Origin of the sequence: Frigoribacterium sp. UYMn621, from assembly GCF_040549525.1 — a bacterium.
Taxonomy (GTDB): Bacteria; Actinomycetota; Actinomycetes; order Actinomycetales; family Microbacteriaceae; genus Lacisediminihabitans.
This window is the reverse complement of record NZ_JBEPTM010000004.1, coordinates 228,636-254,691: the sequence shown is the minus strand read 5'-3', so window position 1 is coordinate 254,691 and position 26,056 is coordinate 228,636. Positions and strand designations below refer to the sequence as shown.

26 protein-coding genes are annotated in these 26,056 nt (G+C 66.8%); 7 read left to right on the top strand and 19 right to left on the bottom strand.

Annotated features, from left to right (window positions below; genetic code table 11):
- Positions 1–18: 18 nt before the first annotated feature.
- Complete coding sequence (locus ABIB54_RS09490) at positions 19–1,374, bottom strand: M16 family metallopeptidase (protein WP_354575281.1); 1,356 nt, start codon at positions 1,372–1,374, stop codon at positions 19–21.
- 307 nt (positions 1,375–1,681) lie between these two features.
- Between ABIB54_RS09490 and ABIB54_RS09485 the strand changes: the two genes are divergently transcribed.
- Positions 1,682–2,308, top strand: coding sequence for a TetR/AcrR family transcriptional regulator (locus ABIB54_RS09485; protein WP_354575280.1), 627 nt, complete (start codon positions 1,682–1,684; stop codon positions 2,306–2,308).
- A gap of 116 nt (positions 2,309–2,424) precedes the next feature.
- Here ABIB54_RS09485 and ABIB54_RS09480 read toward each other — a convergent pair whose 3' ends face one another.
- The gene (locus ABIB54_RS09480; RefSeq protein WP_354575279.1) at positions 2,425–3,426 is read right to left on the bottom strand and encodes an aldo/keto reductase; all 1,002 of its coding nucleotides are present in this window, start codon (positions 3,424–3,426) and stop codon (positions 2,425–2,427) included.
- A gap of 414 nt (positions 3,427–3,840) precedes the next feature.
- Between ABIB54_RS09480 and ABIB54_RS09475 the strand changes: the two genes are divergently transcribed.
- Positions 3,841–4,344 (top strand): YbhB/YbcL family Raf kinase inhibitor-like protein, encoded by a 504-nt coding sequence (locus ABIB54_RS09475; protein ID WP_354575278.1) that lies wholly within the window; start codon positions 3,841–3,843, stop codon positions 4,342–4,344.
- 326 nt (positions 4,345–4,670) lie between these two features.
- Entirely contained in the window at positions 4,671–5,633 is a 963-nt protein-coding gene (locus ABIB54_RS09470; RefSeq protein ID WP_354575277.1) for an NAD-dependent epimerase/dehydratase family protein, read from the top strand.
- Positions 5,634–5,731: 98 nt separating this feature from the next.
- Here the strand turns inward: ABIB54_RS09470 and ABIB54_RS09465 are convergent, their stop codons facing one another.
- From ABIB54_RS09465 to ABIB54_RS09425, 9 genes are all read right to left on the bottom strand, one after another.
- Positions 5,732–8,044: a polyribonucleotide nucleotidyltransferase gene (locus ABIB54_RS09465; protein ID WP_354575276.1), complete on the bottom strand. Its 2,313-nt coding sequence runs from the start codon at positions 8,042–8,044 to the stop codon at positions 5,732–5,734.
- A gap of 437 nt (positions 8,045–8,481) precedes the next feature.
- Positions 8,482–8,916 carry a VanZ family protein gene (locus ABIB54_RS09460; RefSeq protein WP_354575275.1) on the bottom strand — a complete coding sequence of 145 codons (435 nt, stop codon included), beginning with the start codon at positions 8,914–8,916 and terminating at the stop codon, positions 8,482–8,484.
- A gap of 83 nt (positions 8,917–8,999) precedes the next feature.
- On the bottom strand, positions 9,000–9,653 hold the full coding sequence (locus ABIB54_RS09455) for a hypothetical protein (RefSeq protein ID WP_354575274.1): 654 nt from the start codon (positions 9,651–9,653) through the stop codon (positions 9,000–9,002).
- Between the two features lie 123 nt (positions 9,654–9,776).
- A complete protein-coding gene (locus tag ABIB54_RS09450; RefSeq protein WP_354575273.1) occupies positions 9,777–10,442 on the bottom strand; it encodes a hypothetical protein in 666 nt (221 codons plus the stop codon).
- Complete coding sequence (locus ABIB54_RS09445) at positions 10,439–11,077, bottom strand: hypothetical protein (RefSeq protein WP_354575272.1); 639 nt, start codon at positions 11,075–11,077, stop codon at positions 10,439–10,441. The genes ABIB54_RS09450 and ABIB54_RS09445 overlap by 4 nt, the downstream gene beginning before the upstream one ends.
- Positions 11,078–11,133: 56 nt before the next feature.
- Complete coding sequence (locus ABIB54_RS09440; protein ID WP_354575271.1) at positions 11,134–11,817, bottom strand: hypothetical protein; 684 nt, start codon at positions 11,815–11,817, stop codon at positions 11,134–11,136.
- A 242-nt stretch (positions 11,818–12,059) separates the two neighbouring features.
- Positions 12,060–12,488, bottom strand: a complete 429-nt coding sequence (locus ABIB54_RS09435; RefSeq protein WP_354575270.1) for a hypothetical protein — start codon at positions 12,486–12,488, stop codon at positions 12,060–12,062.
- 53 nt (positions 12,489–12,541) lie between these two features.
- Positions 12,542–13,228, bottom strand: a complete 687-nt coding sequence (locus ABIB54_RS09430; RefSeq protein WP_354575269.1) for a response regulator — start codon at positions 13,226–13,228, stop codon at positions 12,542–12,544.
- Positions 13,225–14,844 (bottom strand): sensor histidine kinase, encoded by a 1,620-nt coding sequence (locus ABIB54_RS09425; protein WP_354575268.1) that lies wholly within the window; start codon positions 14,842–14,844, stop codon positions 13,225–13,227. The genes ABIB54_RS09430 and ABIB54_RS09425 overlap by 4 nt, the downstream gene beginning before the upstream one ends.
- Before the next feature lie 123 nt (positions 14,845–14,967).
- Between ABIB54_RS09425 and ABIB54_RS09420 the strand changes: the two genes are divergently transcribed.
- Entirely contained in the window at positions 14,968–16,359 is a 1,392-nt protein-coding gene (locus ABIB54_RS09420) for a cation:dicarboxylate symporter family transporter (protein WP_354575267.1), read from the top strand.
- A gap of 70 nt (positions 16,360–16,429) precedes the next feature.
- On the opposite strand, the gene ABIB54_RS09415 is transcribed toward ABIB54_RS09420, so the two are convergent.
- From ABIB54_RS09415 to ABIB54_RS09390, 6 genes are all read right to left on the bottom strand, one after another.
- Positions 16,430–16,873 carry a hypothetical protein gene (locus ABIB54_RS09415; RefSeq protein ID WP_354575266.1) on the bottom strand — a complete coding sequence of 148 codons (444 nt, stop codon included), beginning with the start codon at positions 16,871–16,873 and terminating at the stop codon, positions 16,430–16,432.
- Positions 16,874–17,049: 176 nt separating this feature from the next.
- Complete coding sequence (gene rpsO, locus ABIB54_RS09410) at positions 17,050–17,319, bottom strand: 30S ribosomal protein S15 (protein ID WP_147783080.1); 270 nt, start codon at positions 17,317–17,319, stop codon at positions 17,050–17,052.
- Between the two features lie 111 nt (positions 17,320–17,430).
- Complete coding sequence (locus ABIB54_RS09405) at positions 17,431–18,810, bottom strand: DHA2 family efflux MFS transporter permease subunit (protein ID WP_354575265.1); 1,380 nt, start codon at positions 18,808–18,810, stop codon at positions 17,431–17,433.
- A gap of 29 nt (positions 18,811–18,839) precedes the next feature.
- Complete coding sequence (locus ABIB54_RS09400; protein WP_354575264.1) at positions 18,840–19,352, bottom strand: SOUL family heme-binding protein; 513 nt, start codon at positions 19,350–19,352, stop codon at positions 18,840–18,842.
- Between the two features lie 38 nt (positions 19,353–19,390).
- Positions 19,391–20,542, bottom strand: coding sequence for a nuclease-related domain-containing protein (locus ABIB54_RS09395; RefSeq protein ID WP_354575263.1), 1,152 nt, complete (start codon positions 20,540–20,542; stop codon positions 19,391–19,393).
- Positions 20,543–20,649: 107 nt separating this feature from the next.
- Positions 20,650–21,126, bottom strand: coding sequence for a hypothetical protein (locus ABIB54_RS09390; RefSeq protein WP_354575262.1), 477 nt, complete (start codon positions 21,124–21,126; stop codon positions 20,650–20,652).
- A gap of 358 nt (positions 21,127–21,484) precedes the next feature.
- On the opposite strand from ABIB54_RS09390, the gene ABIB54_RS09385 reads away from it, so the two are divergent.
- Positions 21,485–22,279 (top strand): lysophospholipid acyltransferase family protein, encoded by a 795-nt coding sequence (locus ABIB54_RS09385; protein ID WP_354575261.1) that lies wholly within the window; start codon positions 21,485–21,487, stop codon positions 22,277–22,279.
- Here the strand turns inward: ABIB54_RS09385 and ABIB54_RS09380 are convergent.
- The gene (locus ABIB54_RS09380) at positions 22,263–22,415 is read right to left on the bottom strand and encodes a hypothetical protein (protein WP_354575260.1); all 153 of its coding nucleotides are present in this window, start codon (positions 22,413–22,415) and stop codon (positions 22,263–22,265) included. The two genes, ABIB54_RS09385 and ABIB54_RS09380, sit on opposite strands and share 17 nt — an antisense overlap.
- Before the next feature lie 104 nt (positions 22,416–22,519).
- Here ABIB54_RS09380 and ABIB54_RS09375 point away from each other — a divergent pair, with 104 nt between their 5' ends.
- Positions 22,520–23,203 carry an RNase H family protein gene (locus tag ABIB54_RS09375; protein WP_502917108.1) on the top strand — a complete coding sequence of 228 codons (684 nt, stop codon included), beginning with the start codon at positions 22,520–22,522 and terminating at the stop codon, positions 23,201–23,203.
- A 79-nt stretch (positions 23,204–23,282) separates the two neighbouring features.
- Here the strand turns inward: ABIB54_RS09375 and ABIB54_RS09370 are convergent, their stop codons facing one another.
- On the bottom strand, positions 23,283–24,734 hold the full coding sequence (locus tag ABIB54_RS09370; protein ID WP_354575259.1) for a phytoene desaturase family protein: 1,452 nt from the start codon (positions 24,732–24,734) through the stop codon (positions 23,283–23,285).
- A 128-nt stretch (positions 24,735–24,862) separates the two neighbouring features.
- Between ABIB54_RS09370 and ABIB54_RS09365 the strand changes: the two genes are divergently transcribed.
- A complete protein-coding gene (locus ABIB54_RS09365; RefSeq protein WP_354575258.1) occupies positions 24,863–26,044 on the top strand; it encodes a MarP family serine protease in 1,182 nt (393 codons plus the stop codon).
- Positions 26,045–26,056 lie beyond the last annotated feature (12 nt).

Sequence of the window (26,056 nt, the reverse complement as noted above, 5' to 3'; positions counted from 1 at the left end):
GAAGGGGTGAAGCCGAGGTCAGTCGGAGCGGGGCTGGTCGACGATGCCATCGAAGACAGAGGCCTCGACGGTGCCGACGGCGGCGACGGACAGCGGCCTCGAAGCGAGCTCGACCGCCAGCTCACGCACGTCGTCGGGTGTCACGAGCGCGAGTCGACGAAGTGCTTCGTCGAGATCCGCGTATTCGCCCAGGGTGATCTCCGATCGGCCGAGACGTGACATCCGGGTGTCGGAGTCTTCGAGCGCCAGAGCGGATGCTCCGCTCAGCTGGCCGACGGCGCGACGCATCTCGTCGTCGGTGACGCCACCGGTTCCGAGGCGACGGAACTCGCCGAGAAGAAGCTCCGCGACCTGTCCGGCCTTTGCCGGAGAACAGCCGGCGTAGAGGCCGAAGACTCCGGCATCCGAATAGCTGGGCGAGAAGGAGTACACGGAATAGGCCAGGCCGCGCTTCTCGCGGATCTCCTGGAACAGTCGTGATGACATGCCGCCGCCGAGAATCGAGTTGAGAACGGCCATGGTGGACCTGCGGTCATCGGTCGCCGGGATGCCGGAGACACCCATGAGGATGTTCGCCTGCTCGATCGGCCGCTGCACGACCACCAGGGGGCTTCCCCGCTGGATGACGCCGAGAGCGGCGTCCCTGCGTGGTACCGGCGACGCTTCGGTCTCCAGGTGCCAGCCCGCCGCGGTCAGGGCGCGCTGCACACCGGAGACGAGTTCTTCGTGGTCGACGGCCCCGGCGACGGTGATCACGAGGTCGCGAGCACGGTAGTTCGCCTGATAGTGGTTCCAGACCGAGTCTCGAGTGGCCGCACGGATCGTCTCCGGGCTCCCCCCGATGGGACGGCCGAGCGGGTGGTCGCCGAGCACCGCCTCGAAGAAACGCTCGCTCGTGACATCCGAGGGATCATCGTCGGCCATCGCGAGTTCTTCGAGGATGACGTCGCGTTCGGTTTCGAACTCCTCTGCATCGATGAGAGAAGACGTGACCATGTCCGACAGCACCTCGACCGCCATCGGCAGGTCACGGTCCTGCACTTTCGCGTAGTAGCAGGTGTACTCCTTCGCGGTCATGGCGTTGTGTTCGCCACCGACCGCGTCGAAGCTCACGGCGATGTCGAGAGCGGAGCGTGCCGGGGTGCCCTTGAAGAGCAGGTGCTCAAGAAAGTGGGTGCTGCCGAAGGTCTGTGGCAGCTCGTCTCGAGAGCCCACCGCGACCCAGTAACCGACGGTGGCGCTGCGGGCACCGGGGACGTGTTCGCTGAGGATGCGCACGCCGCTCGGGAGCACGCTGCGTCGCACGAGCGAGTCTCCCGAGGAATCGATGCTGAGTTCAGCGAGGTCGAGGGGAAGCGGAACAGCACCGGTCATTGAACCGAGCCTACGTCACCACACCGCGCTGATGCTGAAGGACTGGCCCCCGTATTGGGGGATAGAACGAGCAGAATAAAGAGGACAAACAGAGCTGTCTGTCCTCAACTCCGTGTTACTGTTTCCACGTCGAGCAAACCACCCGAAGGTTTCCCGATACCCTGCACCCGAGCAGGGTGACCGTATGTACCAGACAACCGCAAACCCGAAATTTGCGGGGCAACAACACCGGACATCCCCCCAACGTCCGGTTAGCTGCCGAACGGCTAAGAGGACACCTAGCCGACTAGCCCAAGGGAGCCACGCTGTGCCGATTGTTGATACACATCCGATCGGCCAGCGTGCCCCCTGGGGCACCGGCACACAGCACGCCTCGGTGGCCCCGGCGAAACGCCGGATCCTCGAGACCGCCAACCGCCTCTTTTACGACGACGGCATCCGCAGCGTCGGAATCGACCGCCTGATCAGCGAATCCGGTGTGACGAAGGCCACCTTCTACAAGCACTACGGGTCGAAAGACCGCCTCATCGTGGAATACATCACCCAGCGCCACAGCCTGGCGCGGGAGCAGGTCGAGGAGCTCATCCGCGAGAAGGGCGATCCGCAGTCGGCTCTTCGTGCCCTCATCGACCTGACCGTCGCCGACGTCATCTCCCCCGGATTCCGCGGGTGCGCCTTCATCAACGCGGCGACAGAGTTCACCGACTCGCGTCATGCCGTTCGCGTGATCGTCTCCGATCACCGCGAGTGGTACGCCGAGACCCTCAGCGACCTGCTCAAGCAGCTGGGATATCCGCTGCCCGGTGACGGTGGGGACGAACTCGTTCTCGCCCGCGACGGCGTGATGACCGGTGGCTACGCCGGAGACCCCATCGCCGCGACGACCGCGTACGTGCGGGTCGTCAACCGCGTTCTCGAACGCACCACGGCTTAGTCACGACCGCTCACTGCGGCGCTCGACCGGCCTGAGTGCGATCGGGCGCGGATTCAGTGCGCGCAGATTCACTCGGTTCAGATGTGATCGGCGCAGACCTTTCAAGCGCAAACGGGTCAGTCGGAGACCCTGTCGAGTGCAGCGACCTGGTGTCGGCCGAGCTGCACCTGTGCGGCAGCAACGAGCTCGAGCACCTGTTGCGGATGACTCGCGCTCGCCACCGGGGCGACGATCCCGGGCTTCGAAAGCAACCACGCGAGAGCGATGGTCGCCACGCTGGACGACTGCTCCCGCGCGACCTGGTCGAGCACCGCGAGCACCCGCTGACCGCGCTTGGAGAGATGATTGGCCAGCTCGGTGCCTCGGTTGTTCTTGCCGAGATCCGACTTGGTGCGGTATTTGCCGGTGAGGAATCCGCTCGCGAGAGCGAATCGGGGCATGACCGCGAGACGTTGCTGGGACGCGATGCGCGCGAGGTCGCCCTCGAAACCAGTGCGGTGCATCAGGTTGTAGTGGTTCTGCACTGCGAGCATCGGAGCGACCCCGAGCTGCGCGGCGATCACCCGCGCTTCGACCAGGCGGTTGCTCGAGTGGTCGGACGCGCCGAAGTGGCGCACCTTGCCTGCCCGGATGAGGTCGTCCACCGCGAGGAGCGTCTCTTCGAACGGCACCTCCGAGTCGTCGACATGCAGATACAGCAGGTCGATGTAGTCGGTCTGAAGTCGCTCGAGTGACGCATTGACCGATCGGCTGATCGCCTTCGCGGTGACACCCGGATTGTCCGCGCTCTTGCCGACCTTCGTCGCGACGACGATGCCCGAACGAAGTCGGCGATCACGCATCCAGTTGCCGATCATGGTCTCGCTTCGCCCGGCAGCATAGGAATCGGCGGTGTCGATGAAGTTGCCGCCGTGTTCGAAATAGGTATCGAGGATGTCGTTGGTGGCGCCGCCGTCAGCGGTCCACCCGAAGACGTTGCCACCGATCGCGAGCGGGAAGACTCTCAGCGCGGACTGGCCGAGGGGCCGGCGGATCGGGAGCGACACCTCGAGGGTCGGGAGATCTGCCGATGTGGCCGGTGCTGGCGGGACCGAGTCTGGCGGCATGAGCTGCACCATGACCATTCCTTGAACTCTCTCTCGCCTCACGTTCGCCACATCGGACGCCGGAGCACCGCACACGGATTCGAACGACGCCCCCGCCATTTCGACAATAGATGTCGATGGTGACAAATCAAGGTCGGCGGTGCTAAATCTGGGCCGCGTCGGCTGAATTGTTACCTGCTCGAGACCGGACGTGCCCGCCTGTGAATTCACTCGATGGACATCTGTTTTTCGGGTCGCCCACTGGTGGCACCGAGGTGCGATGTCTACATTCGAATCGTGCAGGAGCCAACCACTCCTGAGGAGCCTCCGTCCACAGCGTACGGTGGTGACGACACAGTCTCGCCAGGACTCAAACCGGCGACAGAAGGGCCGTTTTCGCCGTGACTATCGGCGGGCGGCCCTTCGCCAATGGAAAGGACGACCACAATGACGAACGACCCCAACTGGCGACTGCCCGAGGTGCCGGGCTTCGTGCTCGAGAGCTCCGATTTCGCAGAGGGCGACAGATTGCCCGAGTGGGTGCGAGGCGACAGCGGCAACCGCGCGCCATCCCTCCGCTGGAGTGGCGCTCCCGACAGCACGAAGAGCTACGCGCTCACCGTCTACGATCCCGACGCTCCCACCGGCAGCGGATTCTGGCACTGGGCCGTGCGCGACATCCCGGCCTCGACCACCGAACTCGCCGCGGGTGGCTCCCTGCCGCCGCAGGCCGTCGTGATGGCCAATGAACTCGGCGCAGAGGAGTTCACGGGTGCCGCTCCCCCGCCCGGGGACGGTGAGCACCGATATTTCTTCACGGTGAGCGCTCTGGATGTCGAGCACCTCGATATCCCCGCCGGCGCGACGCCCGCGGTACTGGGGTTCATGCTGCGCGGCCACATCGTCGGCCGGGCGCAGCTGATGGGCACGGCGGAGACCCCGGCGGACTGACCGCCGGCGACCCAGCAGCTCGAGTGGCGTGGAAGCCGTCATCCCCTGCGTAACTCCTGCAGTGTGGGCCGGATCGCGTGTTGGGGACCATTCCCGAGGGTCGCGGCCCGATGCTGCAGGAGTTGCGCAGGTCGGCTGGGCGCGCATTCCCCGCGGTCGGTCACCCGTTTCCGACCGACACCCTCATCGACTCGGGAGTCTTCGCGGCTTGGAGCGGCTCTCGCCCGCATCGGCTCCAGAGTCGATGGCGAAGGCGGGAGAATGGGCGGCCCAGCCCTCGGCGAACAGTGGTGCCAGCCCCGGTCCGCTGCTGTTTACTGGTCATCATGCAACGAGTGCTGGTGTTGGGCGGTACGGCATGGCTCGGCAGAGAAATCGCTCGGAAAGCCATATCGAGTGGCGCTGAGGTGTGCTGCTTCGCCCGCGGGAGATCCGGCGCTGTGCCGGAAGGGGTGCGGTTCGTCCGGGCCGACCGGAGCGCCCCGGGTGCCTACGACCGACTCGACGGGGAGTGGGACGAGGTCATCGAACTGTCGTACGAACCGCACCTCGTCGAGTCCGCACTCCACGCGCTCTCCCACCGTGCGCGACACTGGACCCTCGTATCGACGGTGTCGGTGTACCGGCGCAACGACGAGCCCGGAGCGGATGAGACGGCCGAGCTGGTCGACCCCACCGACCTCACCGAATACGCCGACGCGAAGGTCGCCGCGGAACGTGCCACGACCGCCCGGGTGGGTGAGAAGCTGCTTATCGTTCGGCCCGGACTGATCGCGGGCCCCGGAGACCCGAGTGACCGCTTCGGGTACTGGATGGCCCGGCTGAGCCGCGGAGGTCGAGCCATTGTTCCGGCCACTACGGGCCGTTTCGTGCAGGCAATCGACGTCGACGACCTGGCCGCCTGGATCGTGACCGCCGGTCACAACGGGGTTATCGGCACGGTGAATGCTGTCGGCCGGAGCCGTTCACTGACCGGATTCCTCTGCGAGGCGACAGATATCGCGGGATTCACCGGCCGACTCGAGACCGTCGATGATGCCCGACTGCTCGCCGAGGACGTGCGCTACTGGGCTGGACCTCGGTCCCTGCCCCTGTGGCTTCCCCTCTCCGACTCCGGCTTCGCCACGCGCGGCAACACTGCCTTCTTGGCGGCGGGTGGCGCCATCCGTCCGCTCGGAGAGACGATCTCCCGGGTACTGGATGACGAAATGGTTCGAGGGCTCGATCGCCCACGACGCGCGGGGCTCACTCTGGACGAAGAGATCGAGATTCTGAGGCTCGCTGGGTAGCGGTCGCTGCGATGTGGCGGGGAATAGCTCGCGGTCAGCACAGACGAGAAAAGCCCGCCCCGACAGTGATGTGGGGGCGGGCTTCGTCGTGCGAGTGGCTAGACCTCGGTCGATCCACCCTCGGACGAGGAGTCGACGTTTTCGGCGCCGGCATCGCTGCCCTGGGTGTCTGCTGCCTCGGCTTCGTCAGCCTCGACCGGGGCGAGCGACAGCTTTCCGCGGTCGTCGATCTTGGTGATCTCCACCTGGATCTTCTGGCCGACCGCGAGCACGTCTTCGACGTTCTCGACGCGCTTTCCACCGGCGAGCTTGCGGACCTCGCTGATGTGCAGCAGTCCGTCCTTGCCGGGGGTGAGCGACACGAAGGCGCCGAAGGTCGCGATCTTGACGACGGTTCCGAGGAACCGCTCGCCGACCTCGGGGTTCAGCGGGTTCGCGATGGCGTTGACCGCCGCGCGAGCCGCCTCGGCGGAGGGGCCATCGACGGCACCGATGTACACGGTTCCGTCATCCTCGATCGAGATGTCGGCTCCGGTGTCATCCTGGATCTGGTTGATCGTCTTGCCCTTCGGGCCGATCAGCTCGCCGATCTTGTCGATCGGGATCTGCACCGAGATCACGCGCGGCGCGGTCGGGGCCATCTCATCCGGGGCGTCGATCGCCGCGTTCAGCACGGAGAGGATCGCGGTGCGAGCCTCCTTGGCCTGCTTCAGCGCGCCATCGAGCACGGAGGACGGAAGTCCGGCGAGCTTGGTGTCGAGCTGGATCGCGGTGATGAACTCGCTGGTGCCGGCGACCTTGAAGTCCATGTCGCCAAGGGCGTCTTCCGCACCGAGGATGTCGGTGAGAGCCGCGTACCGGGTCTGGCCGTCGACCTCGTCGGAGACGAGTCCCATCGCGATGCCGGCGACCGGGGCGCGCAGCGGCACTCCGGCGTTGAGCAGCGAGAGGGTGGAGGCGCAGACGGAACCCATCGACGTCGAACCGTTGGAGCTGAGAGCCTCAGACACCTGGCGGATCGCGTAGGGGAACTCCTCGCGGGGCGGCAGCACCGGCACGAGGGCGCGCTCGGCGAGGAAGCCGTGCCCGATCTCGCGACGCTTCGGCGAACCGACTCGGCCGGTCTCACCGGTCGAGTAGGGCGGGAAGTTGTAGTGGTGCAGGTAGCGCTTCTTCTTCACCGGCGCGAGGGAGTCGATCTGCTGCTCCATCTTGAGCATGTTCAGCGTGGTGACACCCAGGATCTGGGTCTCTCCGCGCTGGAAGATCGCGGAACCGTGAACGCGCGGGATGACCTGCACCTCGGCATCAAGGGCACGGATGTCCGAGAGACCACGGCCGTCGATGCGCACGCCGTCGGTGAGGATGCGCCCGCGGACGATCTTCTTGGTGACCGACTTGTAGGCGGCTCCGACCTGGCCGCGAGCGGACTCGGGAAGGTTGCCGGACTCGATGAGACCGTCGACGTGACCCTTGGCGCGGTCCTTGAGGGCGTCATCCGCGTTCTGGCGCTCGACCTTGTCGGCGATCTGGTAGATGCCCTTGAGCTCGTCGTAGGTGAATCCGGCGACGGCGTCGTAGGTGGCCTGCTCGTAGGGCGGGAAGACCGGGTAGTCCGCGATCGGCTTCGCAGCCTGAGCGGCCAGCTCGAGCTGCGCCTTGATGAGCTGCTTGAGGAACGGCTTGGATGCCTCGAGGCCCTGGGCCACGACGGTCTCGTCGGGCTTGGTGGCCCCACCCTTGATGAGGTCCCAGCTGCCTTCTGTGGCTTCGGCTTCGACCATCATGATCGCGACGTCTTCGTTACCGTCGTTGTCCGTGGTGAGACGGCCGGCGACGGTGAGGTCGAAGACGGCCTCTTCGAGCTGCGAATACTTGGGGAAGGCGACCCACTGGTCTGCCCCATTCGAGCCGGGGATGAGGGCGAGGCGGATGCCCGCGACCGGTCCGTAGAACGGCAGGCCGGAGATCTGGGTCGACGCGGAGGCCGCGTTGATCGCCAGGGCGTCGTAGAACTCGTCCGGCGCGATGGCGAGGACGGTGATCACGATCTGCACCTCGTTGCGCAGGCCTTCGACGAAGGTCGGGCGCAGCGGGCGGTCGATCAGGCGGCAGACGAGGATGGCCTCGGTCGAGGGACGTCCTTCACGGCGGAAGAACGAACCGGGGATCTTGCCGGCGGCGTAGGAACGCTCTTCGACATCCACCGTGAGGGGGAAGAAATCGAAGCCGTCACGAGGGTGCTTGCCGGCCGAGGTGGCCGACAGGATCATGGTTTCTTCATCGAGGTACGCGGCGACGGCACCCTGTGCCTGCTGCGCGAGGCGCCCGGTCTCGAAACGGACCGTGCGAGTGCCGAACTTGCCATTGTCGATGACGGTTTCGGCGAATTTGATTTCTGGACCCTCCATAGGGGGGTGTCTCCTTTGTTTTATGTCGTAACCCCGTGTGGGTCGCGACTCATCGGGGAGCAGGAGTCTCAGCAGAAAGGGGCGCACGACATAGTTGCGGCGCTTTGGCGATGGTGTCGTCTGCGGGTAGTCCACAGCGACACACAGCTCTGGCCAACAGTAGAAAAGCACTGAATCCGTCGAGACTCAGGAGTTCACCACTACTGACCAGCTTCGTGCCAGCCTGCTCCAGTGGCCGCCGGACGACTGCCGCACGCGACAGACCGATCCAGACAACCTCGTATACCTTACCAGCCGCCCCTGTCCGCACCTAAGGCATGGCGGACTTCCGGCGCGGCGGATGGGGCCAGTCGGTTCCCCTCCCCGCGCTCATCGGCAATAAACAGTTCGTCGTGGATGTCTCCCGCGACGGCGACGGCAGGTGCGACTGACCGCGGTCAGGCGCGCTGGGTGCGCAGTCGCCGGGCTTTCGCCCGGGTGAGCACCAGGGCGACGAGCACGCCGACGACCGTGCCGAGGCTGTTGGCCACGAGATCGCGCACGTCGCTGACCCGGCCCGGGATGAAGCGCTGCGCGAACTCGATGGCGACGGTGAGCAGGACTCCGCTGATCACGCTCATGAACCAGAGCCGGCGACCGAACAACAGCACGAAGAAGATGCCGATCGGCACGAACATCGCGACGTTCGCAAGGAACTCGACGCGGTCGTAGGTGAGCCAGCGGGTCGAGTCGTGGTTGGAGAAGAAGCGCAGGGCCCTCCAGAGCCAGTAGCCGTTGCCCGTGTTGATGGGCTGCGGGCCGAGCGTGATCCATCCGACGATCGCGAGGTACGCGACGGTCGCGAGACTGAGGATGGGGTGACGTCGGAACATCGCTTCATCATGCCCGGAGATCCTGAACGTTCGGTCGTTCTGGGCGTTCGACTGGAGGCGCGAATGAGGTGAGGGCGGGACTGTCAGTTCCTGATCCAGCGCGGGCTGGAGGGGCAGCGCTGCAGGATGTCGCGATCTCCGGGCCGCGCGGTGACGAACGAGACTCCGAGATAGGGGTTCCAGCGTTTCGCCGTGTAGAACGTCGCAATGAATCGCGCGCGCTCGGGCGCATCCGAGACGGGATGGCCGGAGAGTGCGAGGCAGGGTTGCAGGAATCCCACGTAGTAGTCCCACAGGGCGCCGAGCTGCGAATCGCTCAGGAACGAGTCGTAGAGGTCTCGCCTCGGGTATTCGACGGTGCAGGTGAACAGCGCGATGTCCTGGTTCTCGAGCTGGGCGGTCGTCAACACCGTGGCGGAGCGATCGACCCCGATCGTGCCATCCGCGGAGACCGACACCCCGGTCGCACCCTGTCGCCTGAGGCAGGCGCGCAGCACCGCCGCGAGGTTTCCTCCCTCCTGGATCTGCAGGATGGACACCTCGGGCCGCACGGCACCGGGATACCGGTCGGCGATGGTCTGCCAGTACCGGTCGAAACCCTGCTGGAGGCGCTCGGTGCGCTGGGCGGTCGTCAGGGGCACGACCGCAGGCGGTGAGGCGCACGAAGACACCGTCAGCGCGACACACACGGCGATGGCGACGGCGAGCATCCGAGCGGATGCCGGGAGCCTGTGCATGCCCGGAATTCTCGCACCGCGGGCTGGGAGTGAGAGCGCGGATCGATCCGAGTCGGACCACGGCGCGGACGCGGCCTCCGTTACTCAACCCGCGCCCGGGTGTCGCCCGCCGTCCCGCGACGATCAGCCTGCCGGGTGGGCGGTGGGAAAGGTTTGCGTGAGGTCCAGCCAGGCGGGAAGCGGAGGGCACCGTTTCTCGAGGTAGGCGAGGGTGTCGGCGCGAGGTTTGGACGCGAGCACCTCGGCGAAGGGACTCCACGCGGCCAGCGCGGCGGAGAGGTAGTAGGCCGGCCCTCCGTCGGGCGGTGCGGACGACCGCGCGCCGGCGGCAAGGAGACACGGCCTCACGATCTTGCGCTGGTAGTCGAACAGCGCGGCACGGGAGCTTCCGCTCAGGTAGGACACCACCTCCGACTCGCTCGGAGCACGCGACTCGCAGACGTACCGCACCGAATTGAACTCGAGCAGCGACTGGCCGAGACTCGAGTTGTAGCGAAAGCCGTTGTCGCTGGGAGATGCCGGCACTCCGCTCTCCCGCATACAGGCGAAGAACACCGCAGAATGATCGTTGTCGGGAACCGGGCGCACGGTGGGCACCTCCGGTCGAAGTGCGTCCGGGTAGTCCCTGACCACATTCGCCCAGTGCGCATCGAGGATGGCCTGGCGTATCTGCTCCCTCCGTTGAGGGCCGAGCGGATCGGTCGGCGGCGCGGCCGCGCATCCCGCGAGCATCAGAGCGGTGAGCCCGGCCGCGATGACGGCGAGTGCGCGGCGACCCATCGGCGTCACGGCTCCAGGTTGAGCCAGGACGGGGTCGGAGGGCACCGGCGCTGGAGGTAGGCGAGGGTCGTTGTGGGCATACTGCTCGTCCAGATGACCTGGTACGGGTTCCAACCGGCCAGACCGGCGAGACCCTCCGCCGCAGACCTGTCGGGTGAGGCCGGCGAAGGCGCCCCGGCCGTGAGAAGGCAGGGGCGCACGACCTGCAGGTAGTAGTCGTAGAGAGCCACCGACTGTGCGGGGGTGAAATACGACGCGACCTGCGATTCGGAGGGATGTGCCCCTTCGCACCCGTAATACCGCACCGCCACCTCGAGCGGGGTCTGGCCCGCGCTTCCGTAGGTGGGGATGCCGTTGGTGACGTAGGCCACAATCCCGCTGGATTTCAGGCAGGCGACCATGACTGACGGCCAGTCGTGGTCGGGCACCGTCGGCGCCATCGTGACCTTCGGACGGATGGCTTCGGGATACTCGGCGGCGACCTGCGACCACTTCGCGTCGAGGATCGTGGTGCGGATGCTCGCGCGCTGCCGATCTGTCAGGGGGGCCGCACTGGAATCGCCGACCGTCGGCGCGCATCCGCTGAGTGCCGTGGCCGCCGCCAGCACTGCGGCAGTCAACGCTGAAGGGCGAAGTCGAACCATGGCCAGAGTGTGCCAGCGCAATCTGGTGATTGGTCGAGGGAGAGAATCGCGCGGCCTCACTCCGCCACATCCATCCACGCGGGAAGGGAGGGACAGAGCCGCTCGAGAAAGGCCAGCCGTGGAGCCGGAATGGGGCTGCTCCAGGCGAGTCGATAGGGATTCCAGCTTTTCCGCGCCTCGACTCCCCTCAGAAAGGCCGACAGGGTGGGAGGCGGCTCCGACTTCACGCCCGAGAGCACCAGGCAGGGTCGCACCGTTCCGGTGAAGTAGCCGAAGAGCGCTTCGAGCCGATCGCGGTCGAGGAACCTCATGACGTCGTCGGCCCGGGGATAGCGGGAACTGCAGAGGTAGGTGCCGAGGGCAAAGTCTTCGGTGGATCGTCCTGCGGTGCTGCCGAATTGGAAATAGCGTCCGTCGACGTAGACGGTGAATCCCGCCGAGCGCAAGCAGCCGACCATCGATCCCGGCCAACTGCCGTCATCCGTCGTGTGGACGACGCTCACCTCTGGACGAGTCGCGAAGGGGAACCGCGAGGTCACGACCTCCCAATTCTGCGCCGCCAGTTTTCCGCGGATGACGGATCGCTCTGCCGGCGTGAGGTCGGCCACGGGATCGGACGGTGCACAGCCAGACAGGACGCCGACGGCGACCACGACCACGGCCACACCGCGGATGACGCGGCCCCTGCCGCGCCCCTCGGTGAGCGCCCCTGCTCGACCGCGTCTCGAAGAGATCGCCATGAAACATGGTCCCACGATAATTTTCGAGAAGGAGCAAACCGAAACCGCGAGAGCCACGAATCCCCTGTAGTAAGAGGGCAGAAGTCATCGGGGGATTGTTTCTGTTCGTTCATGGGGGATATACAAGAAGGCCGGACGGGGTGGGACCCGATCCGGCCTTCTTTATGCCGCGGTGCGGTCAGCGCGTCTGTGCCTCAGCGCGTCTGTGCCTCAGCGCGTCTGTGCCTCAGCGCGTCTGTCCCTCAGCGCGTTTGTCCGATGAGCAGATCGATGCGCCATCCGTTCTTCGTCTTCTGCACGGATGCCGGGATGCGGGCCTTCTTGCCCGCACGGTCGAGGCGACCGAGAGCCTCGTCGATGACCGGTTCCAGCCCGCGAGGGATCGTGCCGACCACACCGGTCACCCGGGAGCCCGAGAAGAGACGGATGTCCATCGGAGCATCGGTGCGCTCTTCCTCGATGCTCCGGCGCGAAATGGCGGTCTCTAGCTCAGACTCGCCACTGTCGACGATCCGCTGAATCTCTTCCTGGCACGGGGCGCTGTTCGCAAGGCGCACGGTCGTGCGGGCGTTGCTGGGAAGCAGGTCGTACTTGTAGTCGTCGAGGGAGCCAGAGCCACGATCGTCCTTCGGGAGGGACCGGTCGACGGGGGCACGATTCCAGAAAGCCATGCGTGAATGCTATCGAGCATCGGCTGGGATGCGACTCCGACGGAGCCGCCGGCTCAGCTCACCCAGCGGTACTCGAATTCCGGTCGACCCGGGGCGCCGTATCTCGGTGTGCGAGTGGCTCGCTGATCGTCGGCGAGGTGCTCGAGATAGCGCCGGGCCGTGACCCGGGAGAGATCGAGCGCAGCCGCCGCCTCCACCGCCGACACGGGTACGGGGGCGTCCTTCAGATAGCCGATGACGACCGCAAGGGTGGATGCCGCGAGGCCTTTGGGCAGGGGGGCGGGAGCCGAGGGCCGAAGGGAGGCGAGCATCCCGTCGATGTCCGCTTGAGTGGTCGACGAGCCGGAGAATTCGAGCTGGCGGCGATAGGCGAGGTAGGACTCGAGGCGATCGCGGAAGACGGCGAAGGAGAACGGTTTGATGAGGTATTGCACGATGCCGACGTTGATGGCCGTGCGCACCACATCAGTCTCCCGCACGGCGGTGATGGCGATGATATCGACCGCGATCCCCGACGACCGGATGCGGCGGGCGAGTTCGAGGCCGTGACCGTCGGGCAGGTTCATGTCGAGAAGCACGAGGTCGATGCCGCCGTGGTCCTCTGGCGCGCGCATCGCCGCCTGGGCCGCCGCCGCGGTGCGCGCGATGCCAGCGAGCTCGAAGCCCTCGAGACGACCGAGATACTCGGCGTGCGCCTCGGCCGTGAGCGGATCGTCTTCGACGACAAGGGTGCGGATCACCGGGTCACCACATCGACAGTCGGCCAGTCGGCCACGAACCGGGTGCCCTCCACGCCGGTGGATTCCACCGTGACGCGCCCGCCGCGGCGGGAGAGGATGTCTCGCACGACAGCGAGACCGAACCCCCGACCGGACAGGCCCGCCGGTTTGGTGGTGAACCCGCGCGTGAAGATCTTCCCGACGGACCCTGGATCGATGCCGCCACCGCTGTCGGTCACCACGAGTTCGACCACAGCGCGGTCCTCATCGGTGGCGAGACGCACCCAGACCGTCGGGGCGGCGCTGCCGCTCGCGGCATCCACGGCGTTGTCTACGAGGTTGCCGATGACCGATACCAGCTCGGACGTCGTGAGGACGGATGCCGCGAGCTCGTCTTCCAGCGCCAGACGCAGGTGCACTCCGCGCTCTGCGGCCTGGGCGACCTTGCCGAGCAGCAAGGCGGCGAGCGCCGGCTCGGAGGAGGCGCCGACCAGGTCGTCGGCGAGGGACTGGCTGGTCTCGGTCTCCTGGGCGATCAACTCGATAGCCTCCCGGGTGCGGCCCAGCTCGATGAGCGACACGACGGTGTGCAGGCGATTGGCGTACTCGTGGGTCTGGGAGCGCAGCGCTTCGCTGAGGGTGCGCACCGATTCCAGCTCACCGGAGAGCCGCTGCACTTCGGTGAGGTCGCGGAGCGTGGTGAGGCTTCCGAGCGCAGCACCGGGCCGGGAGCCCGTGGGGCTCGCCGGCTCCTGATTGACGAGGAGCACCCGATCCCCGGCGAGATGCGACTCCTCCACGATGCGATCCCGGCTCTCGATCAGGGCCGCGATCGTGGGCGGCAATCCGAGCTCCGAGACCGAGGATGGAGGCCGATCGTTCACGCTCGGCGGCAGGCCGAGCAGGTCAGCCGCCTCGTCGTTGTAGAGCACCACCCGTCCCCGGTCATCGGTGAGGATCAGGCCCTCCCGCACTGAGTGCAGCACTGATTCGTAATAACCCACCATTCGAGACAGCTCGCCTGGTCGCATCGATCCGGTCACCCGGCTGAGCGATCGGCGAGCGATGAACGCCCCGACGGTACCGAGGGCGACGAGCAGCACCGCCGCCCCGATCACGAAGGGAATTCGCGGAGCGAGGGAGGCGAGCACCCTCTGCACGGTGACACCGGCCGAGACGATGGCGATCACCTTTCCCCCCTGCATGACGGGCACGACGGCCCGCACCGAGGGACCGAGAGTGCCGGTATAGGTCTCGGTGAGGCTCTTGCCCTCGAGCGCCCTGTCGATCGTGCCGAGGAACTGTCCGCCGATCTGCGAACGGTCGGGGTGCGTGTAGCGGGTGCCGGAGGTGTCCATGATCGTCACGAAGTCGACTCCGGTCGAGCCGACGATGCGGAGCGCGTACGGCTCCAGCTTCGCGGAGGGATCCGGAGCCTGCACCTCGGCGATGACGAAGGGATCACGGGCGAGCGTCGTGGAGATGCCGAGGCTCAGCCGCGCCGCGGTGTCATCAGCGGACTGGCGTGAGACCAGCCAGAGCGCAAGCGTGAGGCATCCGCTCAGCACGATCACGGCGACCAACTGCACCGCGAAGACCCTGCTCGCGATGCTCCACCGTTCTTCTGCACGCGCCATGACTCCCACCCTCCTCGTGATCAGTATGACCACAAGTAGTGCCGCCGCGCTCCATCGAACAGGCTGCTGGCACGCCTCATCCGTAGGCCGGGCACAACGACGTTCCGAGACAAAGGACTCCCCATGGCAGTGACGCCGGGCACGACAAAACGCGGGATGCTTCGCCGCATCGACCGCAACCACTACCTCTACATCGCGGTGATCGTTGCGGTGGCCGCGGGTGCGATCCTCGGGCTCGCCGCCCCGGAATTCGCCAAGACCCTCGACCCGGTCGGCAAGGGATTCGTCGCGCTGATCAAGATGATGATCGCCCCGGTGATCTTCTGCACGATCGTGATCGGCGTCGGCTCGATCGCGAAGGCGGCGACCGTCGGCAAGATCGGCGGACTCGCGATCGGCTACTTCCTGATCATGTCCACCTTCGCGCTCGGCATCGGGCTGGTGGTCGGCAACCTGCTTCACCCCGGAACCGGGCTCAACATCGCCACCTCGACCTACCAGGCCGTTGGCGAACCGGTCAGCGGCACCGACTTCATCCTCGGCATCATCCCGGCAACCCTCTTCTCGTCGTTCACCTCCGGGAGCATCCTCCAGGTGCTGCTCGTCGCACTCCTCGTCGGCTTTGCGCTCCAGGGCCTCGGGGAGAAGGGCACCAGCATCCTGGAGGCGGTGAAGAAACTGCAGGCCCTGGTGTTCCGCATCCTGAGCATGGTGCTCTGGCTCGCCCCGATCGGCGCATTCGGAGCGATCGCCGCGGTGGTCGGCAACACCGGCGCGGGCGCACTGCTCAGCCTGGCGACGCTGCTCGTCGGGTTCTACATCACCTGTGCGGTCTTCATCATCGTGATCCTCGGCACCCTGCTGCGGCTGGTCACCGGCGTGAACATCTTCAGCCTGATGAAGTACCTCGGCCGCGAATACCTGCTCATCGTCGGCACCTCATCGTCGGAGGCGGCACTCCCCCGCCTCATCTCCAAGATGGAACACCTCGGTGTCTCCAAATCGGTGGTGGGCATCACCGTGCCCACCGGTTATTCCTTCAACCTCGACGGCACCGCGATCTACCTCACGATGGCGTCGCTTTTCATCGCCAACGCGATGGGCAAGCCCCTGGAGATCGGCGCCCAAATCGGCCTTCTCGCCTTCATGATCATCGCCTCGAAGGGCGCCGCCGGGGTCACCGGTGCGGGACTGGCGACCCTGGCTGGTGGGCTTCAGACCTACCGACCCGACCTGGTCAACGGTGTGGGAGTGATCGTGGGCATCGACCGCTTCATGTCCGAAGCCCGTGCGGTGACGAACTTCACCGGCAACGCGGTGGCCACTCTCCTCATCGGTCGCTGGACGCGCCAGATCGACGCCGCCCAGGTGCGTGCCGTCTTGTCCGGTGAGCGCCCCTACCTGGAGTCGATGCTGGCCGAGACTGACGGCCATGGAACGGACACCGTGCCGACGACCGCGGCGATCACCGTGATCGTCGAGGGCCCCGAACGCGAGTCGGTGAAGACCCGCTGACCGGAAGACCAGCTGACCGAAAGAAGAGGCCGACCCCGTGGGGACGGCCTCTTCTGTCGATTACGCGGGTTTAGGCTGCGCGGTCCGAGACGTAGCTGCTGACCTGCCCGGCCGAGCGCTTCACCGGCATCGCCGATTCGCGCGGGGTGCCGAGCACCGAGGAATCCGGCACCTGGGCGTCCGCGTCGACACGCATTCCCCCGGCGATCCGCACATTCGCGCCGATGCGCGAGTGACTGCCGAGTCGCACATCGTTACCGACGACACTGTCGCGGCCGATATGCACGTTTTGTCCGATGAACACGCGCTCACCGAGGATTACCCCCTGGTCGATCCAGCTGCCGGAGCCGATCGTGCCGCTGTCGCCGATGCGGGCATCCGCCTCGATGTAGGCCGTCGCGGCCACAAAGGTGCTCGGCTGTACTCGCGCTTTCGGTGAGACGAAACCGCGACCGTTTGCATGGTGCTGGTATTTGAGAACGGTGCCGTTCTCGGCCTCTACTTCTTCGTTCACTCTTCCCATGGGCGACCTTTCTGTGCTGTTACTTAACTAGTAAACACAAAAAGGCATCGGATGATTCCTTCTAGCTGCTTCCCAGCCAACTGGCAGCGAAGGGCGGCTTTGGAAGGGACGCAGACACCGAAAAGCCCGCCCTGCGAACAGGACGGGCTTTCGACCAAGAAAAGAAACTAGCGACGCAGTCCGAGACGCTCGATCAGCGTGCGGTAGCGCGAGATGTCGATGTCCTGCAGGTAACCCAGCAGGCGACGACGCTGGCCGACGAGCAGCAGCAGGCCACGACGGGAGTGGTGGTCGTGCTTGTGCTCCTTCAGGTGCTCGGTGAGATCCTTGATGCGGGCGGTCAGCATCGCGACCTGCACTTCGGGGCTACCGGTATCACCGGGATGGGTGGCGTACTCGTCGATAATCGTCTTCTTGGCATCTGGTGCTAATGGCATAGATGGCCCCTCTCACTCGTTGCGCGGTGCCCGTCACTGAGTGTGCGAGCTCTCTTTATCCGCGGCCGTTGGACGGCAACCTTGCGAGTTTAGCACTCCCCTGACAGCACATCACCGCCGTGCGGGCCGGATATTCTCCCCCGCGGTGCGGGAGAGGAGAAGTGCCTCCACCGTCGCGAGGGCGGTGAGAGCCGCGAGCACCGCGAAGGCGAAGGCGAAATTTCCGGATCCGCTCGCGAAGGCGTCCCCCAGCCGCAGTGCCACCGCCCCGACGGCGACACCGAAACCGGCGGCGAGCTGTTGCAGCGTGGAAGCGAGGGTGTTCGCATCCGTCATCTCGGCCCGCTCGACATCGGCGAAGGCGATCGTGTTGTAGGCGGTGAACCCGGTGGAGCGGGCCACTCCACTGGCGGTGAGCAGCACGATCACGAGCCACAGTGGGGTCGCGCTCGTCAGGAGCGCCATCAGGACCATGGTCAGGGCCGCCGCGGCGCTGGCCGCCATGATCACCGCCCGGAATCCGAAGCGGCGGAGCAGCGCGCTTGTCGCCGGCTTGATCGCGATGTTGCCCACGAACACGAAGAGCACCAGCGCGCCCGAGAGAAGCGGCGAGTACCCGAAGACATCCTGAAAGAGCAGCGGCAGAAGGAAGGGCACCGCGTTCACGGCCAGTCGGAACAGCGATCCGCCCGCGTGAGCGAGGCGGAAGGTCTCGATGCGCAACGCGCGCAGGTCGAGAAGCGGATGCCGCGCGCGCAGCTGGTGCGCGATGGCGAGCCCGATGAGGCCGGCCCCGGCCACCCCCCAGCCGATCGTCGCGAGCACACCGGGGTCGCGCTCGGCCAGCAGGGATCCGAGGTAGACCAGCGAGCCCAGCCCGGTGCAGGTGAGGGCAAGGCCCAGCCAGTCCAGCGGGGGCGGAGCCTCTCGCTCCTCTGACGGGATCAGCCGCAAGGCCGCGACGAAGGCGACGATGCCGAGCGGCACGTTGATCAGGAAGATCCAGTGCCAGGTGGAGTAGGTCGTGATGATGCCGCCGGCGAGGGGTGCGACGACGGGAGCGACGAGCGCGGGCCAGGTGAGCAGCGCGATCGCGCGAATGAGATCGGCCCGGTCGGTGACGCGCAGCACGGCGAGGCGCCCGACCGGCACCATCATCGCGCCCCCGACACCCTGCAGCACTCTCATGACGGTGAGCTCTGGCAGGCTGGTGCTGAGCGCGCAGAGCACAGAGGCGAGGGTGAAGATCGCGATCGCCGAGAGGAAGACGCGACGGGAACCGAGGCGACGGGTGATCCATCCGCTCAGCGGGATGAGCACGGCGAGTGTCAGCAGGTAGGCCGTGATCGTGATGCCGATTGCCACCGAGGGCACGCCGAACGACCGGCCGATGCTCGGGGCCGCCGTGGTGAGGATCGTGCCGTCGAGGTTCTCCATGAAGAACGTGCCCGCCACCAGCAGAGCGATGTTCCTCTGACGGTTATGCCCCATGACTCCCGAACCTAGCGCGTGGGCGACGCCTACTCGCGCACCCGCACCAGTGCCTCGTTGTGTTTGAGGAAGCCGGGCTTCCATGGGGGGTCGTACCGCGCGAAGTACAGATTGCCTTCGGGCACCAGTCCGGCGCCCTCCACGGCGGCGAGCAACATCTCGCCGTTCTGCTCGAAACGGGCATCCGTCCATCCCCCGCCGAAACGGCGGGCGGCCACGCGACCGGCCGGGACGGTGACCGTCGCGACGGCGGCATCCGTCGGCACGGGGACCGTCGACGGGTCGGTGCCGTCGGGCAACACGAAACTCACGGTGTGGCTATGGTCGCCGAGCGGCTCCTGCGTCACGGGGGCCGTCATCGGGATGCGAAGGGCCTGGGCATTGCGACCACTGATGTAGCTGATCAGCGGGCGGAATCCGAGATTGCCGGCGCGCAGGAAGTCGCCATCCACGGTCACCTGCACGAGAACGTGCTCGGGATAGCGCCTCAGTTCGAAGTCATCGAAACTGCGCTCGATCTCGAAGGGCTGCTGTTCGGTCATGGAATGAACCGTACGCCGCTCAGGGTGCGTTCGTCGCCTCAGACTGCGGGAACGACCATGAACGAGAGCACCAGGCGCACGATCTCGGCGATGGCGACGGGCGTGATGAGGATGGCCGCGACCCCGAGCGTGAGCAACCACAGGCGGGAACGCTGGCGGGCGGCATCCACTTCGAGCCGGAGCCGTTCGAAGCGGGCGAGCTGATCGGAGGTGTCATCCACTGCCAGCGGCTCCTGCTGCCAGGTGCTGCGTTCCTCCGCGAACATGGAGAAGTGGGCGACGGCGCGCTCCGACATCACCCGGGGACGCTTCATCAGCCAGCGCAGGAGCGTGTTGCTCGACACGACGGCGACGCGTGGGCGCTTGCGGCCGGTCGCGATTGCTGCCGGATTCACCACCACGATGAGCGGGGTCACGGTGACCGGGCGCCCGGTCACGCTGCTGAGCAGCCGGGCCGCGCTCTCGGCCTCATGGGCAGCGGTGCGCATGTGCTCCTGCTTGTAGCCGTTGACGAGGAAGGTGCTGCCGCCGATCCAGATCTTCTTGCCGGAGTGGTTGTGGGTGGTGATCGTGAAGATGCCGGCGGGCCCGAGGACCACGTGGTCGATGTCGGGAGCGCCGGAGCCGACGGGAACAGAATGCAGCACCGTCCACGCCTCCCCGAGCTGGGCGAGTGCATGGGCGACAACGATTTCGCCGAGTGCTCCGCTGTACCAACTGCGGGCATCCGGATGCAGTGGGTTGTTGCCGAGTGCCCGGGCGAGCCTCCCCCGCGTCGTCGCCGACTCCTGCCGCCGGAGGCATTCCTGGAGCACGGCGTAGGCCGGGCCGCGCGCGCGCAGGTTCGGCTCGATGGACCACGGGCCCGATTCCATTGGGATGGATGAGGCGGCAGATGACGGAGCGGCAGAAGCGCCTGCCGCGGTCGTCGGAATCGCCATGGTGTCCGGTTTGACCAGAAGCGGGTCGAAATCCACCCTCGTTTCCGCGGCCGGCGCCGCGAGGTGCGCGGAGGCGTCGAAGGGTTCGCTGCCGAAAGCACCGCTGAGCGAGAATCCGGGGTGGATCGGACCGGTGGTGATGGGGCCGGAGAACGGGGACTCGTCGACCGGGGGCGAGAACGTGCCCGCTGTGTCGATCTGTAGCGCAGTAGCGGTGCGTTGCGTTCCGCCCGCATCCCTGTTGTCCATCGGCTCCCCCAAGCTCTGATGCTCTTCAGGCTAGACGCGACGCGAAAGGCTGTGCAGCCCCAGAACGGGCAGCCCCAGAAAGGGTGCCAGCGCCGGGGTTGGTGCGCTCAGCGCACCCGGGACAGCAGGCCGGAGCCGTTCGGCAGCGAACCCCACGTGGCGCGTTCTTCCGCGACCAGTGAAAGGGTGGCGACAGCACTATCCGAGAGCGTTCGGGAACACTCGGAGAGCCACTGCGCCACCAGGTCAGCGGGCAGGGTGACGACGCGACGCGCAGGGTCGCCGCCGAACGACAGTGAGAGAGGGTCCATGACCGCGATGACCGGAGTCGCTCGAACGGACTGGCCCACGATTGCGCTCAGCCGAGCGGATGCCCGGTCGGCAGCGCGGCGAGCATCGCGCACCTGGTCGGTCGGGCGGCCATTAAGCCAGAGCATGTCTTCGTCGACCCAGACCTTCGCGCCATTTCGCACGCGGGTGGTGATGAGGAAGATTCCTGCCGGCCCGACGACGACGAAGTCGGCATCGAGCTCGCCGAAGACATCGAATGCCCGGAGTACGGTGAACCGCTCGTCGAGCGACATCAGTTGGCGCCCCAGTTCGAACTCTGTGGGTGCCTCTGAGCGCCAACCCCGTGTGGTGTCCGGTGCGCCCCCGCGACCGAACAAACCACGGAAGCTGAACCCGGCGCGCGGCGCCGACTCGGTTGTGAGATCTTGCGCGCGACCGTGCCGCCTCGATTCGGCCCCTCTGCGCGCTACAAGATCGGTCACTGCTTCCCCCAGGTTTGGATGACCTCACGCTAACCGGGGGGCGCGAACGGTCGACAGTCCCCAGTAAAGGGCACGCCTGAACGGGGGTGGCCCTCGTGCAGTATTCCCCGCGACGCATGTTCGACGCGTGACACCGCGAATACGCAGCCTTCGGCTCTACGCTGGCCGCATGCCTTCTGTCCGTCGCGCCCGTCCGGAGCCGATCTATCGCTCCGCGATCACACTCGGGCGCGGACTCTTCGGGTTTTGGCGTCTTCGCCGCCGTGAGCACGGGCTCGACAATCTTCCGGACACCGGCGGTGCCGTGCTGGCCATGACCCACTTCGGTTATTTCGAGTTCGCGCTCATCGAGTGGGCGACGTGGATGCACAACCGGAGGCGCATCCGTTTTCTCGCCACCAAACGCGCGTTCGACAAGCCGGGCATCGGTTGGCTGCTGCGGGGAATGCACCACATCCCGGTCGACATGGAACGCGGCGCGGAGGCCTATGCCGCGGCAGTTGCCGCACTGCGGGCGGGCGAACTCATCGGGGTGTTTCCCGAGGCGGGGGTCAGTGCATCATTCGAGGTGCGCGAGCTCAAGACCGGCGCCGTACGGCTCGCCGCCGAGGCCGGCGTGCCGGTGATCCCGGTCGCCGTCTGGGGTGGCCAGCGCCTGATGACCAAGAACCACAAGGTGGCCTTCCGGGAACGTTTCGGGGTCGAAATCTCCTTCGCCTTCGGTGCGCCGATCACCGTCGGGTCCGGCGACGATCCCCAGTCCGTGACGGAGGGCCTGCGGAGCACCATGCAGTCGATGGTGGATTCGCTGCAGTCCGACTATCCCGTCGACGGCACGGAACAGTGGTGGCAGCCGCGATCCCGGGGAGGCACCGCACCGACGCCCGCCGAAGCCGCTGCGGCGGATGCCGAACGCGCACGGAGGCGGGAGCAGGCACGACCGACCGCTACAGGTGCACCATGATCCAGGCCAGCAGGTAGGAGCGGCTGTTGCCGTCGTCGATGCGGTCTTCGTTGAGCACCGACGTCGCCTCGAGAGCGGATGCCGCGGCATCCGGCCCCTCGAGTGCCCGGTACGGGCTGCGAGCTCGCGGCGGCATAGAGCGCAAGTCGGCTGCCGAGCGTGGGGCAGACTGGTGTGCGACATCCGAGGGCGTCTTTCGGGACTTCTCACCGCCAGACATCCACACCGCTGGGAGCCAGAATGACGATCCGTGCCGCTGCCGACGGCTCCGCCCTCGGAAACCCCGGCCCGGCCGGCTGGGCCTGGTATGTGGACGACTCGTGCTGGGCCGCCGGCGGCTGGAAACATGCCACCAACAACCAGGCCGAACTGACGGCGGTGCTCCAGTTCTTCCGCGCGACAGCGCACCTGGATGAGGAGTTGCTGATCCTCTGCGACAGCCAGTATGTGATCAACTGTGTGACCAAGTGGATGCCCGGCTGGAAGCGAAAGGGCTGGCGCAAGGCCGACGGCAAACCGGTGATGAACGTCGAGTTGCTGCAGGAGATCGATGCCGAGCTGCCCGGTCGACACTACCGATTCGAATGGGTGAAGGGTCACGCCAACCATCCGCTGAATGAGGCCGCGGATTCGCGGGCTCGTGCGGTCTCGGAGGCCTACCAGCGCGGCACCGCGATCCCCGCCGGGCCCGGCTTCGTGCGCCCGGGAGAGCGTGCGGCCACGCGCCCGTCAGACACTCGACTGGCGCCGGCGGAGGCGCCGGAAGTTAGCCCTCCCGCGGTGCTGTTCGACTTCGATGAGCCCGCCGCGACGGAGACGGTCGACGTGGTCGTGACCCTCAGCGCCGCCGAATTCGATCGACTGTCGGCGCGGGCACGAACTCGCGGGGTGCGCCCGGAGCAGGTGTTGCGCGACCTGATCTAGCGCAAAAGGGCACGAGTGCAGCCGCGGCCCCCCAGGGCCGAGGTCATACAGGGCCGAGAGGTCATACTGGGCCGAAAGGTCATGCCAGGCCGAGATACGGACGACGGGTGACGCCGAACTCGTCCCGGAGTGCCGTCATCGCGGCGTAGTAGCCGCCGAGGCCGTGCACGGCGGGACCGGGCGGAGTGGACGACGAGCACAGGTAGATGCCGCGCGCCGCAGTGCGCCAGGGGGTCGGGGACAGCACCGGACGGGCGAGCAACTGCGCGATGGTCACATCTCCGCCGGCGATGTCTCCTCCGATGTAGTTGGGGTTGTATCGTTCGACCTCGAGCGCGGTCCGGCTCGACGACGCGATGATCGTGTCGCGGAACCCCGGCGCGTAGCGCTCGATCTTCGACATGATCGCCTCGGCCCGATCTTCGGTGGACCCGCGCGGAACGTGGGTGTAGGTCCACAGCACATGAGTTCCCTTCGGCGCCCGAGAGGGATCGAAGGCTGTCGGCTGCGACACGAGCACATAGGGATCCGCCGGATGACGACCGGCCGCGACATCCGCCTCGGAGATTTCTACCTCTTCGCGGGTGCCGCCGACGTGGAGGGTCGCCGCCTCGGCGAGACGGGGATCCGTCCACGGCACGGGCGCGGAGAGAGCGAAGTCCACTTTGGCGACTGCGTTGCCGTACCGGAAGCGCTCGAGCGCACGACGGTACCTCACGGGAAGACGGTCGCCCGCGATGCGGGACAGGGCGCGCGGGGTCAGGTCGAACAGCACCACCTTCGCCTTCGGGAGCTCAGCGAGCGAGGTCACTTCGGTGTCCGTGACGATCTCTCCCCCGTGGGCGAGAAGGTCGGCCGCCAGGGCGTTGACGATCGACTGGCTCCCGCCGATCGGGATCGGCCAGCCGCGCGCATGCCCGGTGGTGGCGAGCACCAGGCCGGCCGCCGCCGTCGCGAGGCTCGGGACCGGTCGGATCGCGTGAGCGTTCACGCCGGTGAGCATCGCCGGGGCGACATCCTCCCGAAACCGCAGGTCCCAACCGCGGGTGCCCTGCTCGAGGATCCGCAGGCCCAGCATGGCGAGAGTGAGCGGATGACGCGGCAGCTGCAGTACCTGGGACCCGGCGAACTGGGCGACCTCGTCCGCCCGCCGCACCAGCGGTTCGAGCAGGTTCTTCCACGCGGCACCATCGACGCCGAGGTCATCCGCGGTGCGGTCGAGGTCGCGCCAGGCGATACCGGAGCGGCCGTTGTCGAGGGGATTCGCGTAGGAGATCTCGGGGATCACGAAATCGACCCGCTTGTCGAGCTCGAAGGCGCGGAAGAAGGCGGACGAGAGTGCCTGCGGATGCACCGCAGAGCAGACGTCGTGAAGCACACCCGGGAGGGTCAGCTCCTCGGTGCGGGCTCCCCCGCCGATGGTCTTCTCCCGTTCGTAGACCCGAACGGAGAGTCCGGCGCGGGCCAGCACCACGGCGGCGGAGAGACCGTTGGGGCCCGCTCCGACGACGATCGCATCACAGTCATCCATTCCCCCACCCTGTCACAATCGACGGCTTCGCCCTCAGGACTCGACAGCGGCGGCGATGGGTGTACAGCCGGCCATGGCACACTGGGCGTTGGCCGGGCAGACGGTGTGGGTGGTGAAGGGATAGCGGTATGAACGGCTCCGTGGTGCTCGACCTGCTGCTGGTGCTGCTGCTCATCGCGTACGCGGTCTTCGGATTCCGCCGCGGTTTCATCCTCAGCCTCGGCAGTTTCGCCGGGATCATCGCGGGAGCCGTCGCCTCCTTCTTCGCGATACCGCTCGTGACCGGGTGGGTCACGGCGCCGCAGTTCCGGTTGCCGGTGATCCTGGTCGTGATCGTCGCGCTCATCGCGCTCGGTCAGGCCGCCGGATCCGCCCTCGGCAGGGTCATCCGCCGCCGGGTCGACAAGACCCCGCTGCGGGCGATCGACCGGATCTTCGGTGCCGCGATCACCCTCATCGGCGCGGCGCTCGTCGTTTCCATGCTCGCCTTCGGGATCGGGTCCCTTGGCGTGCCTCTCGTCTCCCAGACGATCGGGTCATCGCTTGTGGTGTCCGCGATCGACCGGGTCACCCCCGATCCGGTGAAAGCTCTCGAGGCGAAGGTGCGCTCCGTCTTCGCCCTCGACGGCCTGCCCCGCCTGTTCGAGTCGCTCGGAACGGGTACACCGCTCGCAGTGCCGGCCTCCGGGGAGACCGCAGCCCAACGGGTCTCCGCGCGATCCGTCGTCAAGATCACGGGCAACGCCTACCAGTGCGGGCAGAACCAGTCCGGCAGCGGCTTCGTCTCCTCTACCGGTCGCGTCGTCACCAATGCCCACGTCGTTGCCGGCGTCACCGAACCAGTCGTGCTCACGCCTGCCGGGGGAACCTACACCGGTCGGGTGGTGTACTTCGATGCGGTGCAAGACCTGGCCGTCATCGCGGTCAACGGTCTCCCGACCCCGCCCCTTCGTCTCGGTGCGGACCTCACGACGGGCGCCACCGCGGTGTTCGACGGCTATCCGCTCGGTGGCCCGTTCCTCTCCAGTCCTGCGGCGGTGCAGAACGTCGCCACCATCGAATCGCCCGACATCTACGGCGCCAACCCGAGCCCGCGTGAGGTCTACTATCTCGCCGCCGACGTGCAGGAAGGCAATTCCGGAGGACCTGTGCTCGATGCCGCCGGAAGCGTCACCGGAGTGATCTTCGCGCGTTCGGCGACAACCAGTCACCTCGGATTCGCCATGACGACGAATAGGTTGGCCCCGGTGGTCGCTCAGGCGCAGGGCCTGAGCGCCGCCGTGTCATCCGGCACCTGCACGCGCGGTTAGTCCGCGAGGCGG